This is a genomic window from Kitasatospora sp. NPDC001095 (genome assembly GCF_053598615.1).
The window spans coordinates 36,458-56,211 of the sequence record NZ_JBSFKQ010000040.1 but is presented as its reverse complement, the minus strand read 5'-3'; the positions used below and the strand labels follow the sequence as shown (position 1 = coordinate 56,211).

Below are 19,754 nucleotides of genomic sequence, written 5' to 3'. Positions count from 1 at the left end.
CTCGGCTCGGTGCTTCGCAGGCTACGGCCGCCCTCCCCACCCCGGCACGCGCCACTCGGTAGCAGTGCGCCGTCCGACTTGTCCGGCACGGCCAGCGCGGGTGGCGCGACTACCCGCAGGCCACGCTCCACTACCCTGAGCGCGGGCGTGTCGCCGGTACGGCGGCATGGGTATGGCGGCACCGACGGCGGTCGGGCCGGGGCGGGCGAGGGAGCGGGGCCGTACATGGCACAGGACGGGGCACACCACCACGGCGAGCACACCACCACCAGACCCCCGACCCCCCTGCCCCACCAACGCCCGGGCACAGGCCGGGACGGGGCCTTCGACCTCCCGGCGTGGGCCTGCGCCCCGCGCCCCGCCGCCGCCCCGGGCATCTACCGGCTCGGCTACCGCCGACTCGACCCGGAGCGGGCGGAGGCGGCCAAGGTCGCGACCTGGCCGCTGCTGCTGCGGGCGGGGCTGAACGCGGTGGTGGCGTGGTTCGCCTATCTGTACGGCACGCAGCTATTGACGTACGTGCTGGTGTGGTTCGGTAGGCAGACGGGCATCGGCCCGCTTGCCTCGCCCTCAGAGGCCGAGGCCATGTTCACGCTCCTAGTGGCCAACGTCCTAGTGATCGCGGGGGTCATCAAGGCCTTCGGTCGCATGGGCCGTTGGCCCGAGGTCTGGCGCCGCTACGCCGCGCCGCTGCTGTCGCGCACGGTGACGCAGGAGCAGCCCGCCGAGGAGGACGCCCCGGGGACGCCCGAGGCCGGGTGGGGGCAGGACCCGTGGGACGGGTTGCGCCAGGGCGGTGCGGCCGAGGCGGCCGCCCGGCTGGATCGCGAGCCCGTGGGGGACGTCGACTACGTGCGGATCCGGCGCGCCTGGGAGTCCGCCCAGGCGGACCCGGTGTTCGTGCCCGCTTTCGCCGAGCAGGTGGCCACTCGCGGTGCGGCGGCCTTCGCCCATCCCTCCGAGGCGCGCGAGTTGCCCGGCCGCGCCGAGCGGCACGATCTGCTGCTCGGTCAGGTCCGGCTCGGCACCATCCAGGACGTCCCGAAGAACCCGTTGGGCCACCGGGCGGCCGGTTTCGCGCTGGACCCGGCGGTGCTGGGCACCTCGCTGTTGGCGGTGGGCCCGGCCGGGACGGGGAAGACGGCGCGGCTGGCCCGGCCGGTGGCCGAGGCGCTGTGCCTGCAGGCGCTGTCCGGTACGGCCTGCGCGGTCGTCGTCGGGGCGGCGGACGCCGATCTCGGCCCGGATTCCTGGTACGACGTGGTGATCGCGCCCGGCGATCCGTCCTCGCTGTACGGGCTGGACCTCTACGGCGCCGCGCGGGATCCGGACGAGGCGGCCGCCCGGCTGGCCGAGGCGTTGTTGCCGGACGAACTGACCGCCCGCGCGGAGCACGCCCGTACGGCGTTGCAGCAGGTGGTGGGCCCGTTCCACGCGGCGTACGGCCGCTACCCGGGGGTGCGGGAGCTGCGGGCGCTGTTGGCTGGTGAGGCGGACGTGCTGGCGGCGCTGGTGAAGGCGCTCGGGGTGGTCGGCCGGTTGGCGGTCCACGAGCGGGACCTGGAGTACCGGGAGCGGCAGCGCGACCGGGCGGACGACCCCGGGGCGCTGCTGGCGGACCGGCTGGCGCTGCTGGAGCGGCCGGCCTTCGAGGGCGCCTTCGGGACCGACGGCACCGGGCGGCCTCCGTTCGCGATGCGGGTGCTGGACCATCCGCTGCGGGTGCGGGTGAAGTTGCCCGAGCGGAGCCACCCGGAGGCGGCGCGGATGCTGTCTAGGCTGGTGGTGGGGCAGTTCGTGCAGGCCGCCGGGGCCCGCGAGGACCGTTCGCTGTTCGCCGGACTGGTGGTGGACGACGCCTCGGCGGCGTTGGACGCCACCGCGGTGCGCGGGCTGCAGCGGATGCGCGGGGCGAACGCGGGCGCGGTGCTGGTGCTGCGGACGCTGGTGGACCTGCCCGAGGCGCTGCGGGCACCGCTGTTCGGCGCGGTCGGTTGCCGGATGGCGTTCCCGGGGATCGCCCCGTGGGACGGGAAGCTGTTCTCGGAGGCCTGGGGGACGCACCTGGTGCAGGAGACCGCGGTCACCCACACCCCCGACACCTCCGGAGGCGTGATAAGGCGCGCCGGCCGGATCGGGCGGAAGGCGTTGTCGGGGACGACGGCGCAGACGGAGTCGGTGACGACGCGGGACGTGGAGCGGCTGCGGTGGTCGCCGTCGGATCTGGCGCACGCGTTGCCGGCGGGGCATGCGGTGGTGTCGTTGACGGCGGTGTCGGGGGAGCAGGTGCCGCCGCTGTTGGTGGACCTCAGGGGCTGAGGGCGAGGCGGCGGGGAAGTCGCCTTCGAGGTGGATTCGGCAGTGCGGGTTGTCCGGGGCGTCCATAATGAAGGGGAGAGACCCTCACCAGTCCCACGTCCCTCTCCTCGCCCGGCCGCAACGGCGCGGTCAGGTCGATCCCCCGAAGGTGCCATGCCCCCCACACTCGCCTCCGTCGTCCGCAACACGTCGCTCCATCTGACGGTCCTCGCCGGTGCGGATCACCTGGAGCGGCCGGTCCGCTGGGTGCACACCAGTGAGCTGGACGACCCGACGCCGTTCCTGGAGGGTGGCGAGCTGCTGCTCACCACCGGTATCAAGCTGGGTCGTACGGCGGCGCAGCTGCAGGCGTACGTGCACCGGCTGGCCGACGCGGGGGTGGTCGGGCTGGGGCTCGGGGTGGGGTTGTCGCACACGGAGGTGCCGCAGCCGCTGGTGGACGCGGCGGCGCAGCGCGGGCTGCCGTTGCTGCGGGTGCCGGAGCCGACGCCGTTCATCGCGATCAGCAAGGTGGTGTCGGCGGCGCTGGCCGCGGAGCAGTACGAGGCGGTGACGACCAGCTTCGAGGCTCAGGAGGAGCTGACGAGGGCGGCGCTCGGCAAGGACGGCACGACGGCGGTGGTGCGCCGGCTGGCGGCCCGGCTGGGGGGCTGGGCGGCTCTGTACGACGGGTCGGGTGCGCTGTCGGTGGTGGCTCCGGACTGGGCGGCGCGCCGGGCGGGGAGGCTGGCGGCGGAGGTGGACCGGCTGCGTCGGCGGCCGGCGCCGTCGAGTGCGGCCTTGCAGGGGCGGGCGCCGGGGATAGACACGGCGGACGAGGACTACGTGGTGGTCCAGTCGCTGGGGGCGGACCGGCGGGCCCGGGGTTTCCTGGCGGTGGGGACCGAGGACCGGATCACGCCGACCGAGCGGTACGTGTTGAACGCGGCGGTGGCGCTGTTGACCCTCACCCTGGAGCGCTCGCGGGAGCTGCGGCAGGCGGAGGAGCGGATGGGCGCGGCGCTGCTGCGGATGGTGCTGGCCGGTGAGGTGGCGACGGCCCGTCAGGTGGCGGTGGGGCTGTTCGGGGGGCTGCCGGAGGGGACGATACGGGTTCTGGTGGCCGGGGCCGGGCCGGCGGGCACGAATGCCGCGGAGGCGCTGGGGGAGCTGGGCGACCGGGCCGAGCAGGCGGGTGCCCGGGTGGGCGAGAAGCTGCTGGTGGCGCGGGAGGACGGTGCGCACGGGCCGCGGCTGATGGTGCTGGCGTTGGACAACGGTGCGGTGCACCGGGCCTGTCTGGGGGCGGTGGAGGAGCACGAGGGCCTGTCGCTGGGCGTTTCGGCGCCGGCCGCGCTGGAGGAGGCCGGGACGGCGCACGCGCAGGCCGAGCGGGCGCTGGCGGTGGCGCTGCGTGGCGGGCGCCGGTCGGTGGACCACGAGGAGGTCGGTGCGGGGTCGTTGTTGCCGCTGCTCGGTGAGGACGCGGTGACGGCCTTCGCGGAGGGGCTGTTGCGGCCGCTGCGGGAGCACGACCGGACGGCGCGCGGGGACCTGGTGGCCTCGCTGCGGGCGTGGTTGTCCCGGCACGGCCAGTGGGACGCGGCGGCGGCGGACCTGGGGGTGCACCGGCACACGCTGCGCTACCGGATGCGCCGGGTCGAGGAGTTGCTGGGCCGGTCGTTGGACGACACGGACGTGCGGATGGAGCTGTGGTTGGCGCTCCGCTCCGGCGAGGAGTGAGACGCGGGGTGCGCGGGTCGGCGGCCGCGCCCCGGTAGGACGTGGTGGAGTGGCCCCGGGGGCGAACGCTCCTAGTCGGCCAATCCGGTCGGCGTGCCGCCCCGCCTACCCTCAAGTCCGGGTCCCACGTCCGTGGGCCGTAGGACAGACGAGGAGAGGGCCGGTACCACGGTGACCACCACGTACGATTTCTGGCTCGCCGGCCGCCGGGCGAGCGGTGACGCCGACTTCGAGGTGCACAACAGCTGGGACGGCCGTCTGGTCGGCAAGGTGAGCATCTCGACCGAGGCCCAGGTCGACGAGGCGCTGGACGCCGCCGTCGCCGCTCTGCCGGTGTTCGCCGCCACCCCGGCGCACCAGCGTGCCGCCGCCCTGGACCACGTGGCCAAGCGGCTGACCGAGCGCACCGAGGAGCTGGCCCAGCTGGTCAGCGCCGAGAACGGCAAGCCGATCAAGTGGGCCCGCGGTGAGATCGGCCGCGCGGTGTCGGTCTTCCGCTGGGCCGCCGAGGAGGCGCGCCGCACCAACGGCGAGACCATGCGGCTGGACACCGACCCGGGCGGCGTGGGCCGTTTCGCGCTGGTGCGCCGTTTCCCGCGCGGTGTGGTGCTCGGGATCGCCCCGTTCAACTTCCCGCTGAACCTGGTCGCCCACAAGGTCGCCCCGGCGATCGCGGTCGGCGCCCCGATCATCCTGAAGCCGGCGCCGTCGACGCCGCTGTCGGCGATGGTGCTGGGCGAGATCCTGGCCGAGACCGACCTGCCGGCCGGTTCCTGGTCGATCCTGACCGTGCCGAACGACCGGATGCCGGCCCTGGTGCAGGACGAGCGCCTGCCGGTGATCTCCTTCACCGGTTCGGACAAGGTCGGCTACCAGATCATGGACTCGGTGCCGCGCAAGCACTGCACCCTGGAGCTCGGCGGCAACGCCGCGGCCGTGGTCCTCGCCGACTGGTCCTCGGAGGCCGACCTGGACTGGGCGGCCACCCGGATCGCGATGTTCGCCAACTACCAGGGCGGCCAGTCCTGCATCTCGGTGCAGCGGGTGATCGCCGACGCGTCGGTGTACGACGCGCTGGCGGAGAAGGTCGTCGCCAAGGTCAGGGCGCAGGTCACCGGTGACCCGAGCGACGACGCGACCGACGTCGGCCCGCTGATCGACGAGAACGCCGCGAAGCGCGTCGAGTCCTGGGTCGAGGACGCGGTCGCGAAGGGCGCCAAGGTGCTCACCGGCGGGACCCGCGAGGGCGCGACCTACGCCCCGACCGTGCTGGCCGAGCTGCCCGAGGACGCCATCCTGGCCAAGGCCGAGGTGTTCGGCCCGGTGCTGTCGCTGCACCGGGTGGACGGCGTGGACGAGGCCTTCGCGGCCGTCAACGACTCCGCGTTCGGCCTCCAGGCGGGCGTGTTCACCCACGACCTCCAGACCGCCTTCCGCGCCCACCGGGAGCTGCAGGTCGGCGGTGTGATCATCGGCGACGCGCCGTCCTACCGTGCCGACCAGATGCCGTACGGCGGTGTCAAGGACTCCGGTGTCGGCCGCGAGGGCGTCAAGTACGCGATGGACGACTACACCGTCGAGAAGGTCATGGTCCTGAGCGGCCTCGACCTCTGAGAGAGCCCGTGACGGCGCCGTGCGGTGTCGTGGAGGAGGGCCCGGTTCGGCCGAACCGGGCCCTCCTCGCGTTCGCGGCCGGCGGGTTCAGCCGTCGTGCCCGGCGGCCACGGCGACCGCCTCCTCGACGGTGGCGTTCCCGGCGACCAGCTCCAGGGTCTGTCCGGCGGTGCCGGGTTCGTGCAGCAGGGCGGCCAGGACGGCGGCCACGTCGGCCCGGTCCACCGTGCCGCGGTCGACCGAGGGGGCCAGCCGGACCAGGCCGGTGCCGGGGCCGTCGGTGAGCCGCCCGGGGCGCAGCACCGTCCAGTCCAGCGCGGTGCGGGAGCGGACGGCGTCGTCGGCGGCGCCCTTGGCCCGCAGGTAGGCCTCGAAGACCTCGTCGGGGTGGTGCGCCCCGGCGTCGGCGGCCATCGTCGAGACCATCACGTACCGGCGGACCCCGGCGAGTTCGGCGGCGTCGGCGAGCAGCACGGCGGCGTCCCGGTCGACGGTGTTCTTGCGGGCGGCGCCGCTGCCCGGTCCGGCGCCGGCGGCGAAGACCACCGCGTCGGCCCCGGTCAGCAGCCCGGCGAGCTGCGTGGCGGTGGCGGCCTCCAGGTCGAGCAGCAGCGGCTCGGCACCGGCGTCGACGAGGTCCTGGGCCTGTTCGGGGCGGCGGATGATCCCGGCGGGGCGCTCGCCGCGCGCGGCGAGCAGCCGTTCCAGCCGGAGCGCGATCTGTCCGTGGCCCCCGGCGATGACGGTACGCATGGCTCCGACGGTAGCCCGGACCGGGCGCGGTGGCCCGGGGAATCCCGGGACAGGCCGTAGAGGGCGGGGAAGGACCAGGGGGCCGCGGAAGTCCGGGGAACCCCCGCAGAGGTCGGGGACGGTGCCGCGGACAGGACACAATGGGCGCATGACTTCGCTCGCCCACCCGCAGCTGCGCTTCACGCCCACCGTGGCGGACCCCTCCGGCCCCCGGGAGCTGGTGATCCTGGGCTCCACCGGTTCGATCGGCACCCAGGCCATCGACGTGGTGCTCCGCAACCCGGACCGCTTCCGGGTGGTCGCCCTGTCGGCGGCCGGCGGCCGGGTGGAGCTGCTCGCCGAGCAGGCGGTGCGGCTGGGCGTGCACACCGTGGCGGTGGCCGATCCGGCGGCCGAGCCGGCGCTGCGCGAGGCGCTGGCCGCGAAGGCGGTGGGCCGTCCGCTGCCGACCGTGCTGGTGGGCCCGGACGCGGCGACGGAGCTGGCCGCCCTGGAGTGCCACTCGGTGCTGAACGGCATCACCGGTTCGATCGGCCTGCGGCCGACGCTGGCCGCGCTGCGGGCGGGCCGGGTGCTGGTGCTGGCCAACAAGGAGTCGCTGATCGTCGGCGGTCCGCTGGTGAAGGCGGTGGCGAAGCCGGGCCAGATCGTGCCGGTGGACTCCGAGCACGCCGCGCTGTTCCAGGCGCTGGCCGGCGGCACCCGGGCCGAGGTGCGCAAGCTGGTGGTCACCGCCAGCGGTGGTCCGTTCCGCAACCGCACCCGTGACCAGCTGGCCGGCGTGACCCCGCAGGACGCGCTAGCCCACCCGACCTGGGCGATGGGCCCGGTCGTCACGATCAACTCGGCCACCCTGGTGAACAAGGGCCTGGAGGTGATCGAGGCGCACCTGCTGTACGACGTGCCGTTCGACCGGATCGAGGTCGTGGTCCACCCCCAGTCGGTGGTGCACTCGATGGTGGAGTTCACCGACGGTTCGACCCTGGCCCAGGCCAGCCCGCCGGACATGCGGATGCCGATCGCGCTGGGCCTGGGCTGGCCGGACCGGGTGCCGGACGCCGCCCCCGCCTGCGACTGGACCAAGGCCGCCACGTGGGAGTTCTTCCCGCTGGATGACGAGGCCTTCCCGGCGGTCGAGCTGGCCCGTGAGGTGGGCACCCTGGGTGGCACCAACCCGGCGGTGTTCAACGCGGCCAACGAGGAGTGCGTGGAGGCGTTCCTGAAGGGCCGCCTCGCTTTCACCGGAATCGTGGACACTGTTGCCAAGGTCGTGGCCGAGCACGGCCGGCGGGACGGTGGTTCGGCGGCGGGAACTTCCCTGACGGTGGAGGACGTCCTGCACGCGGAGGACTGGGCGCGCGCCCGGGCCCGCGAGCTGGCGGCCGGCTGACGGTCGGCTGACAACCCCGATTGCAGTAGGACGAAACGATGAGCGGAGCGGCATGACGGAGGACCAGCGGTGGCAACGGTTTTGACGGTGGTCGGCATCCTGGTCTTCGTCATCGGGCTGCTCGTCTCGATCGCCTGGCACGAACTCGGCCACCTCTCCACGGCCAAGCTGTTCGGCATCCGGGTGCCCCAGTACATGGTCGGCTTCGGCCCGACCCTCTGGTCGCGTCGGAAGGGCGAGACCGAGTACGGCATCAAGGCGATCCCGTTCGGCGGGTACATCCGGATGATCGGGATGTTCCCGCCGGGCGAGGACGGTCGGATCACCAAGCGCAGCAGCTCGCCCTGGCGCACCATGATCGAGGACGCCCGCGAGGCCTCCTACGAGGAGATCCAGGAGGGTGACGAGGACCGGCTCTTCTACACCCGCAAGCCGTGGAAGCGCATGATCGTCATGTTCGCCGGGCCGTTCATGAACCTGATCCTGGCGTTCGGGCTCTTCCTGACCGTCATGATGGGCTTCGGCGTCAACATGAGCGTGCCGACGGTCAGCTCCGTCGAGAAGTGCCTGGTCAAGGTGGGTCAGCCCAGGGACACCTGCCCGGAGGGCGCCCCGCAGACCCCGGCCGCCCAGGCCGGGCTGAAGGCGGGCGACAAGATCCTCTCCTTCGACGGCGACCGGATCGGCAGCTACGAGCAGCTCCAGGCGGACATCCGCCGGTCGGCCGGCCGGACCGTGCCGGTCGTGGTCGAGCGGGCCGGGGAGCAGATCACCCTCAACCCGGCCATCGCGGTCAACGACGTCCAGAAGTACGACGGCAACGGCGTCCCGCTCAAGGGCCAGACCGTCCAGGCCGGGTTCCTCGGATTCACTCCGGCGAGCGGTGTGGTCCAGCTGGGATTCGGGCAGTCGGTCGACCGGATGTACGACATGGCCGAGAACGGGGTGAAGTCGCTGCTCGCGCTGCCCGGCAAGATCCCCGGCCTGTGGAACGCGGTCGTCGGGGACACCCCGCGCGACCCGGACTCGCCGATCGGGATGGTCGGCGCCGCCCGGGTCAGCGGCGAGGTGTTCTCCCTGCACGAGTCGGCCACCCAGAAGATCGCGATCTTCGTGAACCTGCTGGCCGGCATCAACCTGTCGCTCTTCCTCTTCAACATGCTGCCGCTGCTCCCGCTGGACGGCGGGCACATCGCCGGCGCGGCCTGGGAGGCGGTGCGGCGCCGCTTCGCACAACTGTTCAGGCGGCCCGACCCGGGCCCCTTCGACGTCGCCAAGCTGATGCCCGTGGCGTACGTGGTGGCCAGCGTCTTCATCGGTTTCACCCTGCTGGTGATGGTCGCCGACCTGGTGAACCCGGTGAAGATCAGTTAGGGCGTTCGGGTACCACGGGTGTGCTGGGCGCCATGGCGGTGCCGTACCGTGGAGGCCGGGTGCGCGATCGTCAGCGCGCCCGGCCTCGGCCGTGTCACGGCCGGGCGGTCGACCACACCTCAACCCCGGGGAACCCTGCGCACATGACCGCGATCTCGCTCGGTATTCCGTCCCTGCCGCTCAAGCCGCTGGCCAAGCGCCGTCACTCCCGGCAGATCATGGTCGGCAACGTGCCGGTCGGCGGCGACGCCCCGGTCTCGGTGCAGTCGATGACCACCACCGTGACGTCGGACATCAACGCCACGCTCCAGCAGATCGCCCAGCTCACCGCGTCCGGCTGCCAGATCGTCCGGGTCGCCGTGCCCTCGCAGGACGACGCCGACGCGCTGCCGATCATCGCCAAGAAGTCGCAGATCCCGGTCATCGCGGACATCCACTTCCAGCCGAAGTACGTGTTCGCGGCGATCGACGCCGGCTGCGCGGCGGTGCGCGTGAACCCGGGCAACATCAAGGCCTTCGACGACAAGGTCGGCGAGATCGCCAAGGCCGCCAAGGACGCGGGCGTCCCGATCCGGATCGGCGTCAACGCCGGCTCGCTGGACAAGCGCCTGATGGAGAAGTACGGCCGGGCCACCCCGGAGGCGCTGGTCGAGTCGGCGCTCTGGGAGTGCTCGCTGTTCGAGGAGCACGACTTCCGCGACATCAAGATCTCGGTCAAGCACAACGACCCGGTCGTGATGATCAACGCCTACCGCCAGCTCGCCGCCGCCTGCGACTACCCGCTGCACCTCGGTGTGACCGAGGCCGGCCCGGCCTTCCAGGGCACCATCAAGTCGGCGGTGGCCTTCGGCGCGCTGCTGGCCGAGGGCATCGGCGACACCATCCGGGTCTCGCTCTCCGCGCCGCCGGCCGAGGAGATCAAGGTCGGCAACCAGATCCTGGAGTCGCTCGGGCTGCGCGAGCGCGGCCTGGAGATCGTCTCCTGCCCGTCCTGCGGCCGCGCCCAGGTGGACGTCTACAAGCTCGCGGAGGAGGTCACCGCCGGGCTGGAGGGCATGGAGGTGCCGCTGCGGGTGGCCGTCATGGGCTGCGTCGTGAACGGCCCGGGCGAGGCGCGCGAGGCCGACCTCGGGGTCGCCTCCGGCAACGGCAAGGGGCAGATCTTCGTCAAGGGCGAGGTCATCAAGACCGTTCCGGAGTCGAAGATCGTCGAGACCCTGATCGAGGAGGCGCTCAAGCTCGCCGAGCAGATGCAGGCGGCGGGCGTCGAGGCGGGGGCGCCGACGGTGGTCGCGGGGGAGTGAACCCCGCGCGGTTCGCCGTTCGTGGTTCGTCGTTCGTCCCGACAGCCGTGGGTTGTCGGCAGTCCTGACCGCGCGGGAGCGCCCGTGCGGTATTTTCCGGAAGCGGGGCCGTCCGTTCGCGGACGGCCCCGCGGCCGTAGCCGGGTGGGGCCACGGATAGGGTTCGGCCAGAGTCGTCTCAGTGAGGTGCTGTCTCGATGCTCGATCGAGGTGTGATGCTCCCGAGCTCCTTCCAGGCCGCCCGGGCCCTGGCCACCACCCGCGTGCTGGAGCCGCCGGACCTCCCGGACGCCCTGGAGATCCTCCATCGCGACCCGGTCGCCAACGCCTTCGTCGCGACCAGGGTCGAGGCCGTCGGGCTGGATCCGTGGCGGCTCGGCGGGGAGTTGTGGGGCTGGTACGACGGGCAGGGCGTGCTGGACGCACTCTGCTACGCCGGGGCGAACCTGGTCCTGATCAACGCCGGGTCCGAGGCGGTCGCGGCCTTCGCGGAGCGTGCCCGCCGGCAGGGGCGGCGCTGCTCCTCGATCGTCGGGCCGGCGGCGGCCACGGCGGCTTTCTGGGCGCTGCTGGAGCGCAGTTGGGGGCCGGCCCGGGAAGTGCGGGCGCACCAGCCGCTGTTGGCGACCTCGGTGCCGTCGGCGGAGATCGCGCCGGATCCGCTGGTGCGCAGGGTGCGGCGCAACGAGGTCGAGACCTTGATGCCGGCGTGCGTGGCGATGTTCACCGAGGAGGTGGGGGTGTCGCCGCTGGCGGGGGACGGGGGGCTCCTCTACCAGGCCCGGGTGGCCGAACTCGTTTCCACCGGACGGTCGTTCGCGCGGTTCGGGGAGGACGGGCAGGTCGTCTTCAAAGCGGAGATCGGGGCGGTGACGGAGGGAGCCTGTCAGATCCAGGGGGTCTGGGTCGCTCCGGAGCACCGGGGGCGAGGGCTCTCCGAGACGGGGATGGCGGCGGTCCTGGACATCGCGCTGCGGGAGGTGGCGCCGGTGGTGTCGCTGTACGTCAACGACTTCAACCTGCGGGCCCGGGCGGCGTATCGGCGGGTGGGGTTCCGCGAGGTCGGGGCCTTCATGAGCGTGCTGTTCTGAGGGCCCGCGGCGGGCCGTGCGGTGGGTCGCGAGGTTCCGGGCGGGGTGCTGTTGGGATCTTCGGCCGCGCCGCGGGGCCGCTGGTAGTAACGTCCGGAGCATGGATCAGCTGACCGGGGTGACGATCGAGGCCATCGACCTTGCGGCCTGGGCGCCGCAGGCGCTGGAGGTCCAGGCGGCGGCGTTCGGGCTGACGCCCGAGGAGGTCGCGGTACGGCTGCACATCGTGGGGCGGCACGCCCTGCAGCCGGGGGTGATCGCGCTCGGGGCGATGAGCGGGGGGCGGCTGGTCGGGTTCGGGTACGGGATGCCCAACCAGCGGGAGCACTGGTGGAGCACGGTGATCGAGCCCTACCTGACCGCCCGGGGGTACGGGGACTGGCTGGACGGGGTCTTCGCCATCACCGAGTTGCACGTGCTGCCGGAGTTCCAGGGGCAGGGGATCGGCTCGCGGCTCATCCGGATGCTGTGCGAGGGGTCGGGGCTGGAGCGGAGCATCCTCTCGGCGATCGACGCGGAGACGCCGGCGCGGCGGCTGTACCGGGCGCTGGGGTACCGGGACCTGGCGCGGGCGGTGCGGTTCCCGGCGACGGAGCGGCTGTACGCGGTGATGGGGGCTCGGCTGCCCCTGCGCGGGGCCGAGAGCGGGGCACTCGGGGCTTAGAGCCCTCAACGGCCGTCGGGTCAGAGGGTGTTGGCGAACTCGAGGTAGAGCTCGGCGTCCTCGCGGCGGTCCGCGGCGAGGGCACGGAGGGCGAGGTCGACGGCGCGGAAGAGGGTCCAGCCGCGGAGGCGGTCCTGGTCGACCTCGAGGGCTTCGGAGAGCCGGCCCAGCCGGCGTCGGACGGCGGCGGGGGCGCCGGGGGAACCGAACAGGGTGTCGGCGCGGTCCAGGGCGAGGCGGGCCAGGTCGAAGGCGCGTTCGCCGGCCAGCGGGCGCGGGTCGATGGCCAGCCAGGGGGCGCGGTCGGCGGCCAGGACGTTGCCGTGGTGGAAGTCGCCGTGCAGGAGGAAGGACTCGTCCGCGGAGTCGGCCAGGGCCCGGGCGGTGTCCAGGGCCTCGGCGATCAGCTGCCGCGCCTCGTCGGCGGCGTGGGGGCGCTCCGCCAGGCGGGCGGTGGTGGCGATCCGCTGGGCGGGGGCGGGGAAGGGGTGGCCTTCGGGGAGCTCCGTCCAGAGGCGGTGCAGCAGGCTGGTGGCCTCCAGCATGGCCTTGGGCTCGGCGAGGGAGCGCAGCGGGATCTCGCCGTGGAGGCGTTCGAGCAGGAGGACGCCCTCGGTGGGGGCAGCGTCCAGGAGGAGGACGGCTCCGCGGCCGGCCCAGTGGGTCAACGCGGTGTGCTCGTGGGCGGTCTCGGCGGTGGGGAGGCCGACCTTGAGGACGGCGGGGGAGAGGTCGTCGCGGTGGACGTACGCGACGAGGCTGAGGCTGCCGCCGGGGTCGATGGTCCGTTCCAGGGTGAGGTCCCAGGCGGCTAGGTGGGCGGCGGCCCTGGCGGGGAGGGTGGCCAGCCATTGGCGGCCGGTCTCGCCGTGGGTGGCGGTGACGGAGTTCGTCAGCCAGCTGGGGACGGTGATGGTGGGTTCGGCTCCCGACATGGGTCCATTGTCGGGGTTTGGGGGCCGGTGTGGGGCTTTCGGGAGGGTTCGGGGTGGCGGGCGTGCGGGTCCTTGCCCCGCGTGCCCGCAGCGTCAGGTGGCGGGGATGCCGGGGAAGGCCGTGGGCGGGGCGCCCCAGCGGCGGGCGCGCAGGGCGGTGTCGCGCAGGGCGGTGGCCGCGAGCGGGCGGTGGAACGCGGGGAGGGCGGTGACCAGGTCGGCGTAGGTGGCGGTGAGGCGGGTCTCCAGGTGGACGGCGAGCCTGGTGGCGTCGGCGGGGGAGGTGACGGGGAAGGGGAGCTGGTAGCCGGCGGCGGCCGGGGTGGGGGCGGCGGTGGCGGCGGTGAGGAGGCGCTGCCAGGCGTCGCGTTGGGCCTGGTGGGCGGCGAGGGTGGTGCGGGCGTCGGTGCGCTGGGGGTCGTCGGGAAGGTGGGCGCCGACCACGCCGTAGCCGTAGACGGCGGCGTGTTCGGCGCCTAGGGCGCTCTGGAGGGCCGGGCCGGGGTCGGCGGCGCCCTCGGCGCGGGCGTGGCCGGCCGGGGTGCCGACGGGGGTCTGGTCGCCGAGGGCCACGGCGTGCAGGGCGTTGGAGGCGGACACGGAGGCGAGCAGCCGGGCGAGGGGCGGACTGACCTCGTCGAAGCCGTCGAGGCGGGACTCGGCGGTGCGGTGCTCCATGAGGGCCAACTCGGGGAGCGTGGGCAGGGAGCGGTACGGGGTGCCGGTGGGGGAGGGGGTCGCGGCCGGCAGGCCCTGGACGAGGGCGGCGCGGTGCTGGACGGTGTCGTCGCGCAGGGGCTGGAGCAGGGCGGTCGGGGCACCGGGGGCGGTGAGCAGGTTGTCGTAGGCGCCGAGCAGGAGGTCGGTGTCGGCGATCGCCCGGAGGCGGGCGGGGGTGTCCGGGTCGTGGGGCGGGGTGGGGTCGGCCGGGCGGCCGCCCGGGTCGGCGGTGCAGGCGGCGAGGGGGGTGAGCAGCCCGAGGGCCAGGAAGGTCCGTCGGCTGGGCGGATGCATCGGGATCACTCCGGGCGGGTACGGGAGGACGGCCTCCCCGCCTGCCCTCGTTGGCGTGAATGATTACAGAATCCCCACGTTCCCGGGCCCGGTTCGGGGATGCCGTGCCGGGTGTGAGCTTGCTCGCAGTGGGTGGCGTGCACGCGGTCGGCGGAGGTCCGGAATCGGTGGTTGGGGGCTTGACCGGATAGGCTTTGGGCCGAGCTGCCGTGATCCGGTGCGTGACACCGGGGGCGCGGGGCGACCTTCTGACAACAGCAGACGCGGCCGAGGAGTCCACCCGGATGAGCACCACCCACACCGACCGGCTGCGAGCGTTGCTGGAGCCGCTGGCCGAGCAGGCCGGACTGGATCTGGAGGACGTCAGGGTCACCAGGGCGGGCAGCCGCCGGCAGGTCCAGATCGACGTCGACACCGATGGCGGCGTGGACATGGACACCATCGCCGAGTTCAGCCGGGTGGTCGGTGAGGCCCTGGACGAGTCGGACCTGATGGGGGACGACGCGTACCTGCTGGAGGTCGGCTCGCCGGGTGCGGAGCGTCCGCTGGCCCTGCCCCGGCACTGGCAGCGCGCCGAGGGTCGGCTGGCCAAGATCCACCTGGTGGACGGCGGGGAGATCGTCGCCCGGGTGCTGGAGGCCGACGAGGACGGTGCACTGGTCGAGGTGCAGCCGGTGAAGGGCCGTGGCCGCCCGAAGGAGCGCCGTCTGGCGTACGCCGAGGTGGCCCGTGCCCGGGTCCAGGTCGAGTTCAACCGCAAGGACGACGAGAAGCTCCTGGACGAGGCCGCGGACTTCGACGAGGGGGAGGACGGCGCCGAGTGACCCCCGGGTGCCGTACGACCATGACGAACGTGACGAAAGACGAGGAGGCGTAGCCGTGGACATCGACATGAGTGCCCTGCGCACGCTGGTCAACGAGAAGAACATCCCCTTCGACCTGCTGGTCGAGTCCATCGAGTCCGCCCTCCTCACCGCGTACCACCGCACCGAGGGCTCGCGCCGCCGGGCCCGGGTGCGCCTGGACCGCGAGAGCGGCCACGTCACCGTGTGGGCCATGGAGGACCCGGCGGAGCTGGAGGAGGGCGTCGAGCCGAAGGAGTTCGACGACACCCCGAGCGGCTTCGGCCGGATCGCGTCCAGCATCGGCATCCAGGTGATGATGCAGCGCCTGCGCGACGCCGCCGACGACCAGACCTTCGGTGAGTACGCGGGCAAGGAGGGCGACATCGTCACCGGTGTCGTCCAGCAGGGCAACGACCCGAAGAACGTGCTGGTCGACATCGGCAAGCTGGAGGCCATCCTGCCCCCGCAGGAGCAGGTCCCGGGCGAGGACTACCGGCACGGCACCCGGCTGAAGTGCTACGTGGTGGCGGTTCGCCGGGGCGTGCGCGGGGCTTCGGTGACGCTGTCGCGCACCCACCCCAGCCTGGTGAAGAAGCTGTTCGCGCTGGAGGTCCCGGAGATCGCGGACGGCAGCGTGGAGATCGCGGCGATCGCCCGCGAGGCCGGCCACCGGACCAAGATCGCGGTCTGGTCGCGCCGTCAGGGCCTGAACGCCAAGGGCGCCTGCATCGGCCCGATGGGCTCCCGGGTGCGCGCGGTGATGGGCGAGCTGCACGGCGAGAAGATCGACATCGTCGACTGGTCGGAGGACCCCCGGGAGATGGTGGCCGCCGCCCTGTCGCCCGCGCGGGTGACCAGCGTGGAGATCGTGGACGCCGCCCAGCGCTCCGCCCGGGTGATCGTGCCGGACTACCAGCTGTCGCTGGCGATCGGCAAGGAGGGGCAGAACGCCCGCCTGGCCGCGCGCCTGACCGGCTGGCGGATCGACATCCGCCCGGACACCGAGGGCCAGTCCGAGGAATCGCAGGCCCGGTAGTCAGTGTTGTCGTTGCCGAGCCCGCCGTCCTCCAGGATCGGCGGGGCGGCGCCATGTCGCTCCGGAGGGGTAGACTTGCCTTCGTCTGGCCGGACGCATGTCCGAGCACGCCCGGAACGCACCTGCGTGGGCTGCCGCAAGCGCGCGGCCAAGCACCAGCTGTTGCGTGTCACGGCGGTCGAGGGCGAGTGCGTCCCTGATCCCCGTGGCGCACTCCCGGGCCGGGGCGCTCACGTGCACCCCGATCCGGCCTGCCTCGACCTCGCGGTCCGCCGTCGGGCGTTCCCCCGGGCCTTCCGGCTCCAGGGAGCGCTCGACACGGAGCGGCTCCGCGGGTTCATCGAGGAGCGGGCGGGCGAAGCCTCGTAGCAGGCCGCCTCCCGCGACGGCCGCCGCTCGCGCGGCGGAGAACCACCGCAACAAGCACGGCACGCGGCCAGCCGCGCGTCGTGCCACGTCAGGTACCTCGCGATGTGGAAGTAGGTCGAGATTGCGATGAGCACTCGATGAGTACGCGATGAGTACGCGATGGGTACGCCCATGAAGTAGCGACAGTCCGGCGGACGAGACCCCCGGACTCATAGACAGGAGTGAAGTGGCTAAGGTCCGGGTTTACGAACTCGCCAAGGAACTTGGCTTGGAGAGCAAGGCCGTCATGGCCAAGCTCACCGAGCTCGGTGAGTTCGTCCGTTCGGCGTCCTCGACCATCGAGGCGCCGGTTGTACGCAAGCTGACTGACGCGCTTGGTGTGGCCCCCACCGGTGGTGGTTCCGCTGCCAAGCCGGGCCCGCGGAAGACCGCGGCGCCCTCCCCCGCCGCCGGCTCGGGTGCCCCGAAGCCGGGGGCTCCGACTCCGGGTCCGCGCCCCGGCGCGACCCCTGGTCCCCGTCCGACCCCGGCTGCCGCCGCGCCTTCCGCGCCGGCCGCCCCCGCCGCCCCGAAGCCGGGCGCGCCGACTCCGGGCCCGCGCCCGGCCGCGCGTCCCGCCGCTCCGGCGGCCCCGGCCGCGCCCGCGGCCGAGTTCTCCTCGCCGGCTCCGGCCGGCGACGCCCCGCGTCCGTCCACCCAGGCCCCGCGCCCGGGTGGCCAGGCCGCCGGCGGTGCCCGTCCGGGCCCGCGTCCGGCCGGTCCGCGTCCGGGCAACAACCCGTTCACCTCGGGTAGCGCCACCGGCATGGGTCGCCCCGGCGACCGCCGTCAGGGCGGTCAGGGCGGCGCCCCGCGTCCGGGCGGTGCCCCGGGTGCCGGCGCTCCGCGTCCCGGTGGCGACCGTCCGCGTCCGGCCGGTGCCCCCGGTGCCGGTGCCCCGCGTCCCGGTGGCGACCGTCCGCGTCCGGCCGGTGCCCCCGGCGCCGGTGCCCCGCGTCCCGGTGGCGCTCCGCGTCCCGACGGCATGCCGCGTCCGGCCGCGCCGCGTCCCGGTGGCCCGACCCCGTCCGGCATGCCGCGCCCGAACCCGGGCATGATGCCGCAGCGCCCGGCCGGCCCGCGTCCGGGTCCGGGTGGCCGTGGTCCGGGTGGCCCCGGCGGCCGTCCGGGTGGTCCGGGTGCCGGTGGCGCCCGTCCCGGCTTCCAGGGACGTCCGGCCGGTCCGGGCTCGCGTCCGGCCGGTGGCGGCGGCTTCGGCGGTCCGCGTCCCGGTGGCGGTGCCCCGGGTGGTGGCGGCGGCTTCGGCCCGCGTCCCGGCGGCTTCGGCGGTCGTCCCGGCGGCCCGGGTGCCCGTGGTGGCACGCAGGGCGCCTTCGGTCGTGGCCCGGGCGGTCGCCCGGCGCGTGGCCGCAAGTCGAAGCGGGCGAAGCGCCAGGAGTACGAGGCCATGCAGGCCCCGTCCGTCGGCGGTGTGATGCTGCCTCGCGGCAACGGCCAGACCGTTCGCCTGTCGAGCGGCGCCTCGCTGATGGACTTCGCGGAGAAGATCAACGCCAACCCGGCCGCGCTCGTCTCCGTCATGTTCAACCTCGGTGAGATGGTCACCGCGACCCAGTCGGTCTCCGACGCGACCCTCGAGCTGCTGGCCGGCGAGATGGGCTTCCAGCTGGAGATCGTCAGCCGGGACGACGAGGACCGCGAGCTGCTGGAGTCGTTCGACATCGACTTCGGCGCCGACGAGGGCGACGAGGACCAGCTGGCCCCGCGCCCGCCGGTCGTCACCGTCATGGGTCACGTCGACCACGGTAAGACCCGCCTGCTGGACGCGATCCGCAAGTCCAACGTGGTGGCCGGCGAGGCCGGTGGCATCACCCAGCACATCGGTGCCTACCAGGTCGTCACCGAGGTGAACGGCGAGCAGCGTCCGATCACCTTCCTCGACACCCCGGGTCACGAGGCGTTCTCCGCCATGCGTGCCCGTGGTGCCAAGTCCACCGACATCGCGATCCTGGTGGTCGCGGCCAACGACGGTGTCATGCCGCAGACGGTCGAGGCGCTGAACCACGCCAAGGCCGCCGGTGTGCCGATCGTGGTCGCCGTCAACAAGATCGACGTCGAGGGCGCCGACCCGACCAAGGTCCGCGGTCAGCTGACCGAGTTCGGTCTGGTGGCCGAGGAGTACGGCGGCGACACCATGTTCGTCGACATCTCCGCGCGCCAGGGCCTGCACATCGACCAGCTGCTGGAGGCCGTGGTCCTGACCGCGGACGCCTCGCTGGACCTGCGGGCCAACCCCGAGCAGGACGCGCAGGGTATCGCCATCGAGGCGCACCTGGACAAGGGCCGCGGCGCCATGGCGACCGTGCTCGTGCAGCGCGGTACCCTCCGCGTCGGCGACTCGATCGTCGTGGGCGACGCCTACGGTCGCGTCCGCGCCATGCTGGACGAGAACGGCAAGAACCTCACCGAGGCCGGCCCGTCCCGCCCGGTGCTGCTGCTCGGTCTGACCTCGGTGCCCCGCGCCGGCGACAGCTTCATCGTCGTCGACGAGGACCGCACCGCCCGTCAGATCGCCGAGAAGCGCTCGGCCCGCGACCGCAACGCCGCCTTCGCGCAGCGCCGCGTCCGGGTGTCCCTGGAGGACCTGGACAAGGCCATCGCCGCCGGCTCCATCGAGCAGCTCAACCTCATCATCAAGGGTGACGTCTCCGGTTCGGTGGAAGCCCTCGAGGACGCCCTCGTCAAGCTGGACGTGGGCGAGGAGGTCGAGCTCCGGGTCCTGCACCGCGGTGTGGGTGCCATCACCGAGTCCGACGTGGACCTGGCGATGGGCTCGGACGCCATCATCATCGGCTTCAACGTGCGCGCCGAAGGCCGTGCGCGTACCGCGGCCGAGAAGGAAGGCGTGGACGTCCGGTACTACTCGGTCATCTACCAGGCGATCGAGGAGATCGAGAACGCCCTCAAGGGCATGCTCAAGCCGGAGTACGAGGAGGTGCGCCTCGGCGCCGCGGAGATCCGCGAGGTCTTCCGCTCCTCCAAGTTCGGCAACATCGCCGGTGTCCTGGTCCGCGACGGCATCATCCGCCGCAACGCCAAGGCCCGCCTGCTGCGCGACGGCAAGGTCGTGGCGGAGAACCTCTCGATCGAGGGTCTGCGCCGCTTCAAGGACGACGCGACCGAGGTCCGCGAGGGCTTCGAGGCCGGTGTCACCCTGGGGTCGTTCAACGACATCAAGGTCGACGACATCATCGAGACCTACGAGATGCGCGAGAAGCCGCGCGCCTAGTCGGTGTCAGCCGGGGCCGGTCGACGGGTGGTATT

15 protein-coding genes are annotated in these 19,754 nt (G+C 73.4%); 12 read left to right on the top strand and 3 right to left on the bottom strand.

The genetic code is table 11. From position 1 onward, the window contains the following. Window positions 1–225 precede the first annotated feature (225 nt). The 3 genes from ACWDBB_RS26815 to ACWDBB_RS26805 all read left to right on the top strand — a co-directional run bounded on the left by ACWDBB_RS26815 (window position 226) and on the right by ACWDBB_RS26805 (window position 5,655). Entirely contained in the window at window positions 226–2,319 is a 2,094-nt protein-coding gene (locus ACWDBB_RS26815; RefSeq protein WP_449792035.1) for an ATP-binding protein, read from the top strand. Window positions 2,320–2,472: 153 nt separating this feature from the next. Next, entirely contained in the window at window positions 2,473–4,041 is a 1,569-nt protein-coding gene (locus tag ACWDBB_RS26810; protein WP_449792034.1) for a PucR family transcriptional regulator, read from the top strand. A gap of 171 nt (window positions 4,042–4,212) precedes the next feature. After that, window positions 4,213–5,655, top strand: a complete 1,443-nt coding sequence (locus tag ACWDBB_RS26805; protein ID WP_449792033.1) for an aldehyde dehydrogenase family protein — start codon at window positions 4,213–4,215, stop codon at window positions 5,653–5,655. Window positions 5,656–5,742: 87 nt separating this feature from the next. Here ACWDBB_RS26805 and ACWDBB_RS26800 read toward each other — a convergent pair whose 3' ends face one another. Then, window positions 5,743–6,408 carry an NAD(P)H-binding protein gene (locus ACWDBB_RS26800; RefSeq protein WP_449792032.1) on the bottom strand — a complete coding sequence of 222 codons (666 nt, stop codon included), beginning with the start codon at window positions 6,406–6,408 and terminating at the stop codon, window positions 5,743–5,745. Between the two features lie 148 nt (window positions 6,409–6,556). Here ACWDBB_RS26800 and dxr point away from each other — a divergent pair, with 148 nt between their 5' ends. The 5 genes from dxr (at window position 6,557) to ACWDBB_RS26775 (ending at window position 12,231) form a co-directional block, all read left to right on the top strand. Beyond that, a complete protein-coding gene (gene dxr, locus ACWDBB_RS26795; protein ID WP_449792031.1) occupies window positions 6,557–7,798 on the top strand; it encodes a 1-deoxy-D-xylulose-5-phosphate reductoisomerase in 1,242 nt (413 codons plus the stop codon). A gap of 69 nt (window positions 7,799–7,867) precedes the next feature. Continuing rightward, on the top strand, window positions 7,868–9,172 hold the full coding sequence (locus ACWDBB_RS26790; protein WP_449792030.1) for a M50 family metallopeptidase: 1,305 nt from the start codon (window positions 7,868–7,870) through the stop codon (window positions 9,170–9,172). A gap of 143 nt (window positions 9,173–9,315) precedes the next feature. Continuing rightward, on the top strand, window positions 9,316–10,476 hold the full coding sequence (gene ispG / locus ACWDBB_RS26785; protein ID WP_392884214.1) for a flavodoxin-dependent (E)-4-hydroxy-3-methylbut-2-enyl-diphosphate synthase: 1,161 nt from the start codon (window positions 9,316–9,318) through the stop codon (window positions 10,474–10,476). Window positions 10,477–10,691: 215 nt separating this feature from the next. Further along, the gene (locus tag ACWDBB_RS26780; protein WP_449792048.1) at window positions 10,692–11,567 is read left to right on the top strand and encodes a GNAT family N-acetyltransferase; all 876 of its coding nucleotides are present in this window, start codon (window positions 10,692–10,694) and stop codon (window positions 11,565–11,567) included. Window positions 11,568–11,667: 100 nt separating this feature from the next. Beyond that, window positions 11,668–12,231: a GNAT family N-acetyltransferase gene (locus tag ACWDBB_RS26775; protein WP_449792029.1), complete on the top strand. Its 564-nt coding sequence runs from the start codon at window positions 11,668–11,670 to the stop codon at window positions 12,229–12,231. A 20-nt stretch (window positions 12,232–12,251) separates the two neighbouring features. On the opposite strand, the gene ACWDBB_RS26770 is transcribed toward ACWDBB_RS26775, so the two are convergent. Both ACWDBB_RS26770 and ACWDBB_RS26765 read right to left on the bottom strand, forming a co-directional pair. Then, complete coding sequence (locus ACWDBB_RS26770; protein ID WP_449792028.1) at window positions 12,252–13,166, bottom strand: aminoglycoside phosphotransferase family protein; 915 nt, start codon at window positions 13,164–13,166, stop codon at window positions 12,252–12,254. A 93-nt stretch (window positions 13,167–13,259) separates the two neighbouring features. Further along, window positions 13,260–14,180 (bottom strand): ferritin-like domain-containing protein, encoded by a 921-nt coding sequence (locus ACWDBB_RS26765; protein WP_449792027.1) that lies wholly within the window; start codon window positions 14,178–14,180, stop codon window positions 13,260–13,262. A 284-nt stretch (window positions 14,181–14,464) separates the two neighbouring features. On the opposite strand from ACWDBB_RS26765, the gene rimP reads away from it, so the two are divergent. The 4 genes from rimP to infB all read left to right on the top strand — a co-directional run bounded on the left by rimP (window position 14,465) and on the right by infB (window position 19,719). Then, the gene (rimP, locus tag ACWDBB_RS26760) at window positions 14,465–15,004 is read left to right on the top strand and encodes a ribosome maturation factor RimP (RefSeq protein WP_402415800.1); all 540 of its coding nucleotides are present in this window, start codon (window positions 14,465–14,467) and stop codon (window positions 15,002–15,004) included. Window positions 15,005–15,059: 55 nt separating this feature from the next. After that, window positions 15,060–16,061, top strand: a complete 1,002-nt coding sequence (gene nusA, locus ACWDBB_RS26755) for a transcription termination factor NusA (protein ID WP_449792026.1) — start codon at window positions 15,060–15,062, stop codon at window positions 16,059–16,061. Between the two features lie 75 nt (window positions 16,062–16,136). Beyond that, window positions 16,137–16,430 carry a YlxR family protein gene (locus ACWDBB_RS26750; protein WP_449792025.1) on the top strand — a complete coding sequence of 98 codons (294 nt, stop codon included), beginning with the start codon at window positions 16,137–16,139 and terminating at the stop codon, window positions 16,428–16,430. Between the two features lie 226 nt (window positions 16,431–16,656). Continuing rightward, window positions 16,657–19,719 (top strand): translation initiation factor IF-2, encoded by a 3,063-nt coding sequence (gene infB / locus ACWDBB_RS26745; protein ID WP_449792024.1) that lies wholly within the window; start codon window positions 16,657–16,659, stop codon window positions 19,717–19,719. The last annotated feature ends 35 nt before the right edge of the window (window positions 19,720–19,754 follow it).

What these genes read in the sequence shown, in the direction of transcription:
- ACWDBB_RS26765 (WP_449792027.1), bottom strand. Translation starts at nt 14,180, where the DNA reads ATGCATCCGCCCAGCCGACGGACCTTCCTGGCCCTCGGGCTGCTCACC.
- ispG (WP_392884214.1), top strand. Translation starts at nt 9,316, where the DNA reads ATGACCGCGATCTCGCTCGGTATTCCGTCCCTGCCGCTCAAGCCGCTG.
- ACWDBB_RS26810 (WP_449792034.1), top strand. Translation starts at nt 2,473, where the DNA reads ATGCCCCCCACACTCGCCTCCGTCGTCCGCAACACGTCGCTCCATCTG.
- ACWDBB_RS26815 (WP_449792035.1), top strand. Translation starts at nt 226, where the DNA reads ATGGCACAGGACGGGGCACACCACCACGGCGAGCACACCACCACCAGA.
- ACWDBB_RS26770 (WP_449792028.1), bottom strand. Translation starts at nt 13,166, where the DNA reads ATGTCGGGAGCCGAACCCACCATCACCGTCCCCAGCTGGCTGACGAAC.
- ACWDBB_RS26775 (WP_449792029.1), top strand. Translation starts at nt 11,668, where the DNA reads ATGGATCAGCTGACCGGGGTGACGATCGAGGCCATCGACCTTGCGGCC.
- ACWDBB_RS26800 (WP_449792032.1), bottom strand. Translation starts at nt 6,408, where the DNA reads ATGCGTACCGTCATCGCCGGGGGCCACGGACAGATCGCGCTCCGGCTG.
- dxr (WP_449792031.1), top strand. Translation starts at nt 6,557, where the DNA reads ATGACTTCGCTCGCCCACCCGCAGCTGCGCTTCACGCCCACCGTGGCG.
- rimP (WP_402415800.1), top strand. Translation starts at nt 14,465, where the DNA reads ATGAGCACCACCCACACCGACCGGCTGCGAGCGTTGCTGGAGCCGCTG.
- ACWDBB_RS26780 (WP_449792048.1), top strand. Translation starts at nt 10,692, where the DNA reads ATGCTCCCGAGCTCCTTCCAGGCCGCCCGGGCCCTGGCCACCACCCGC.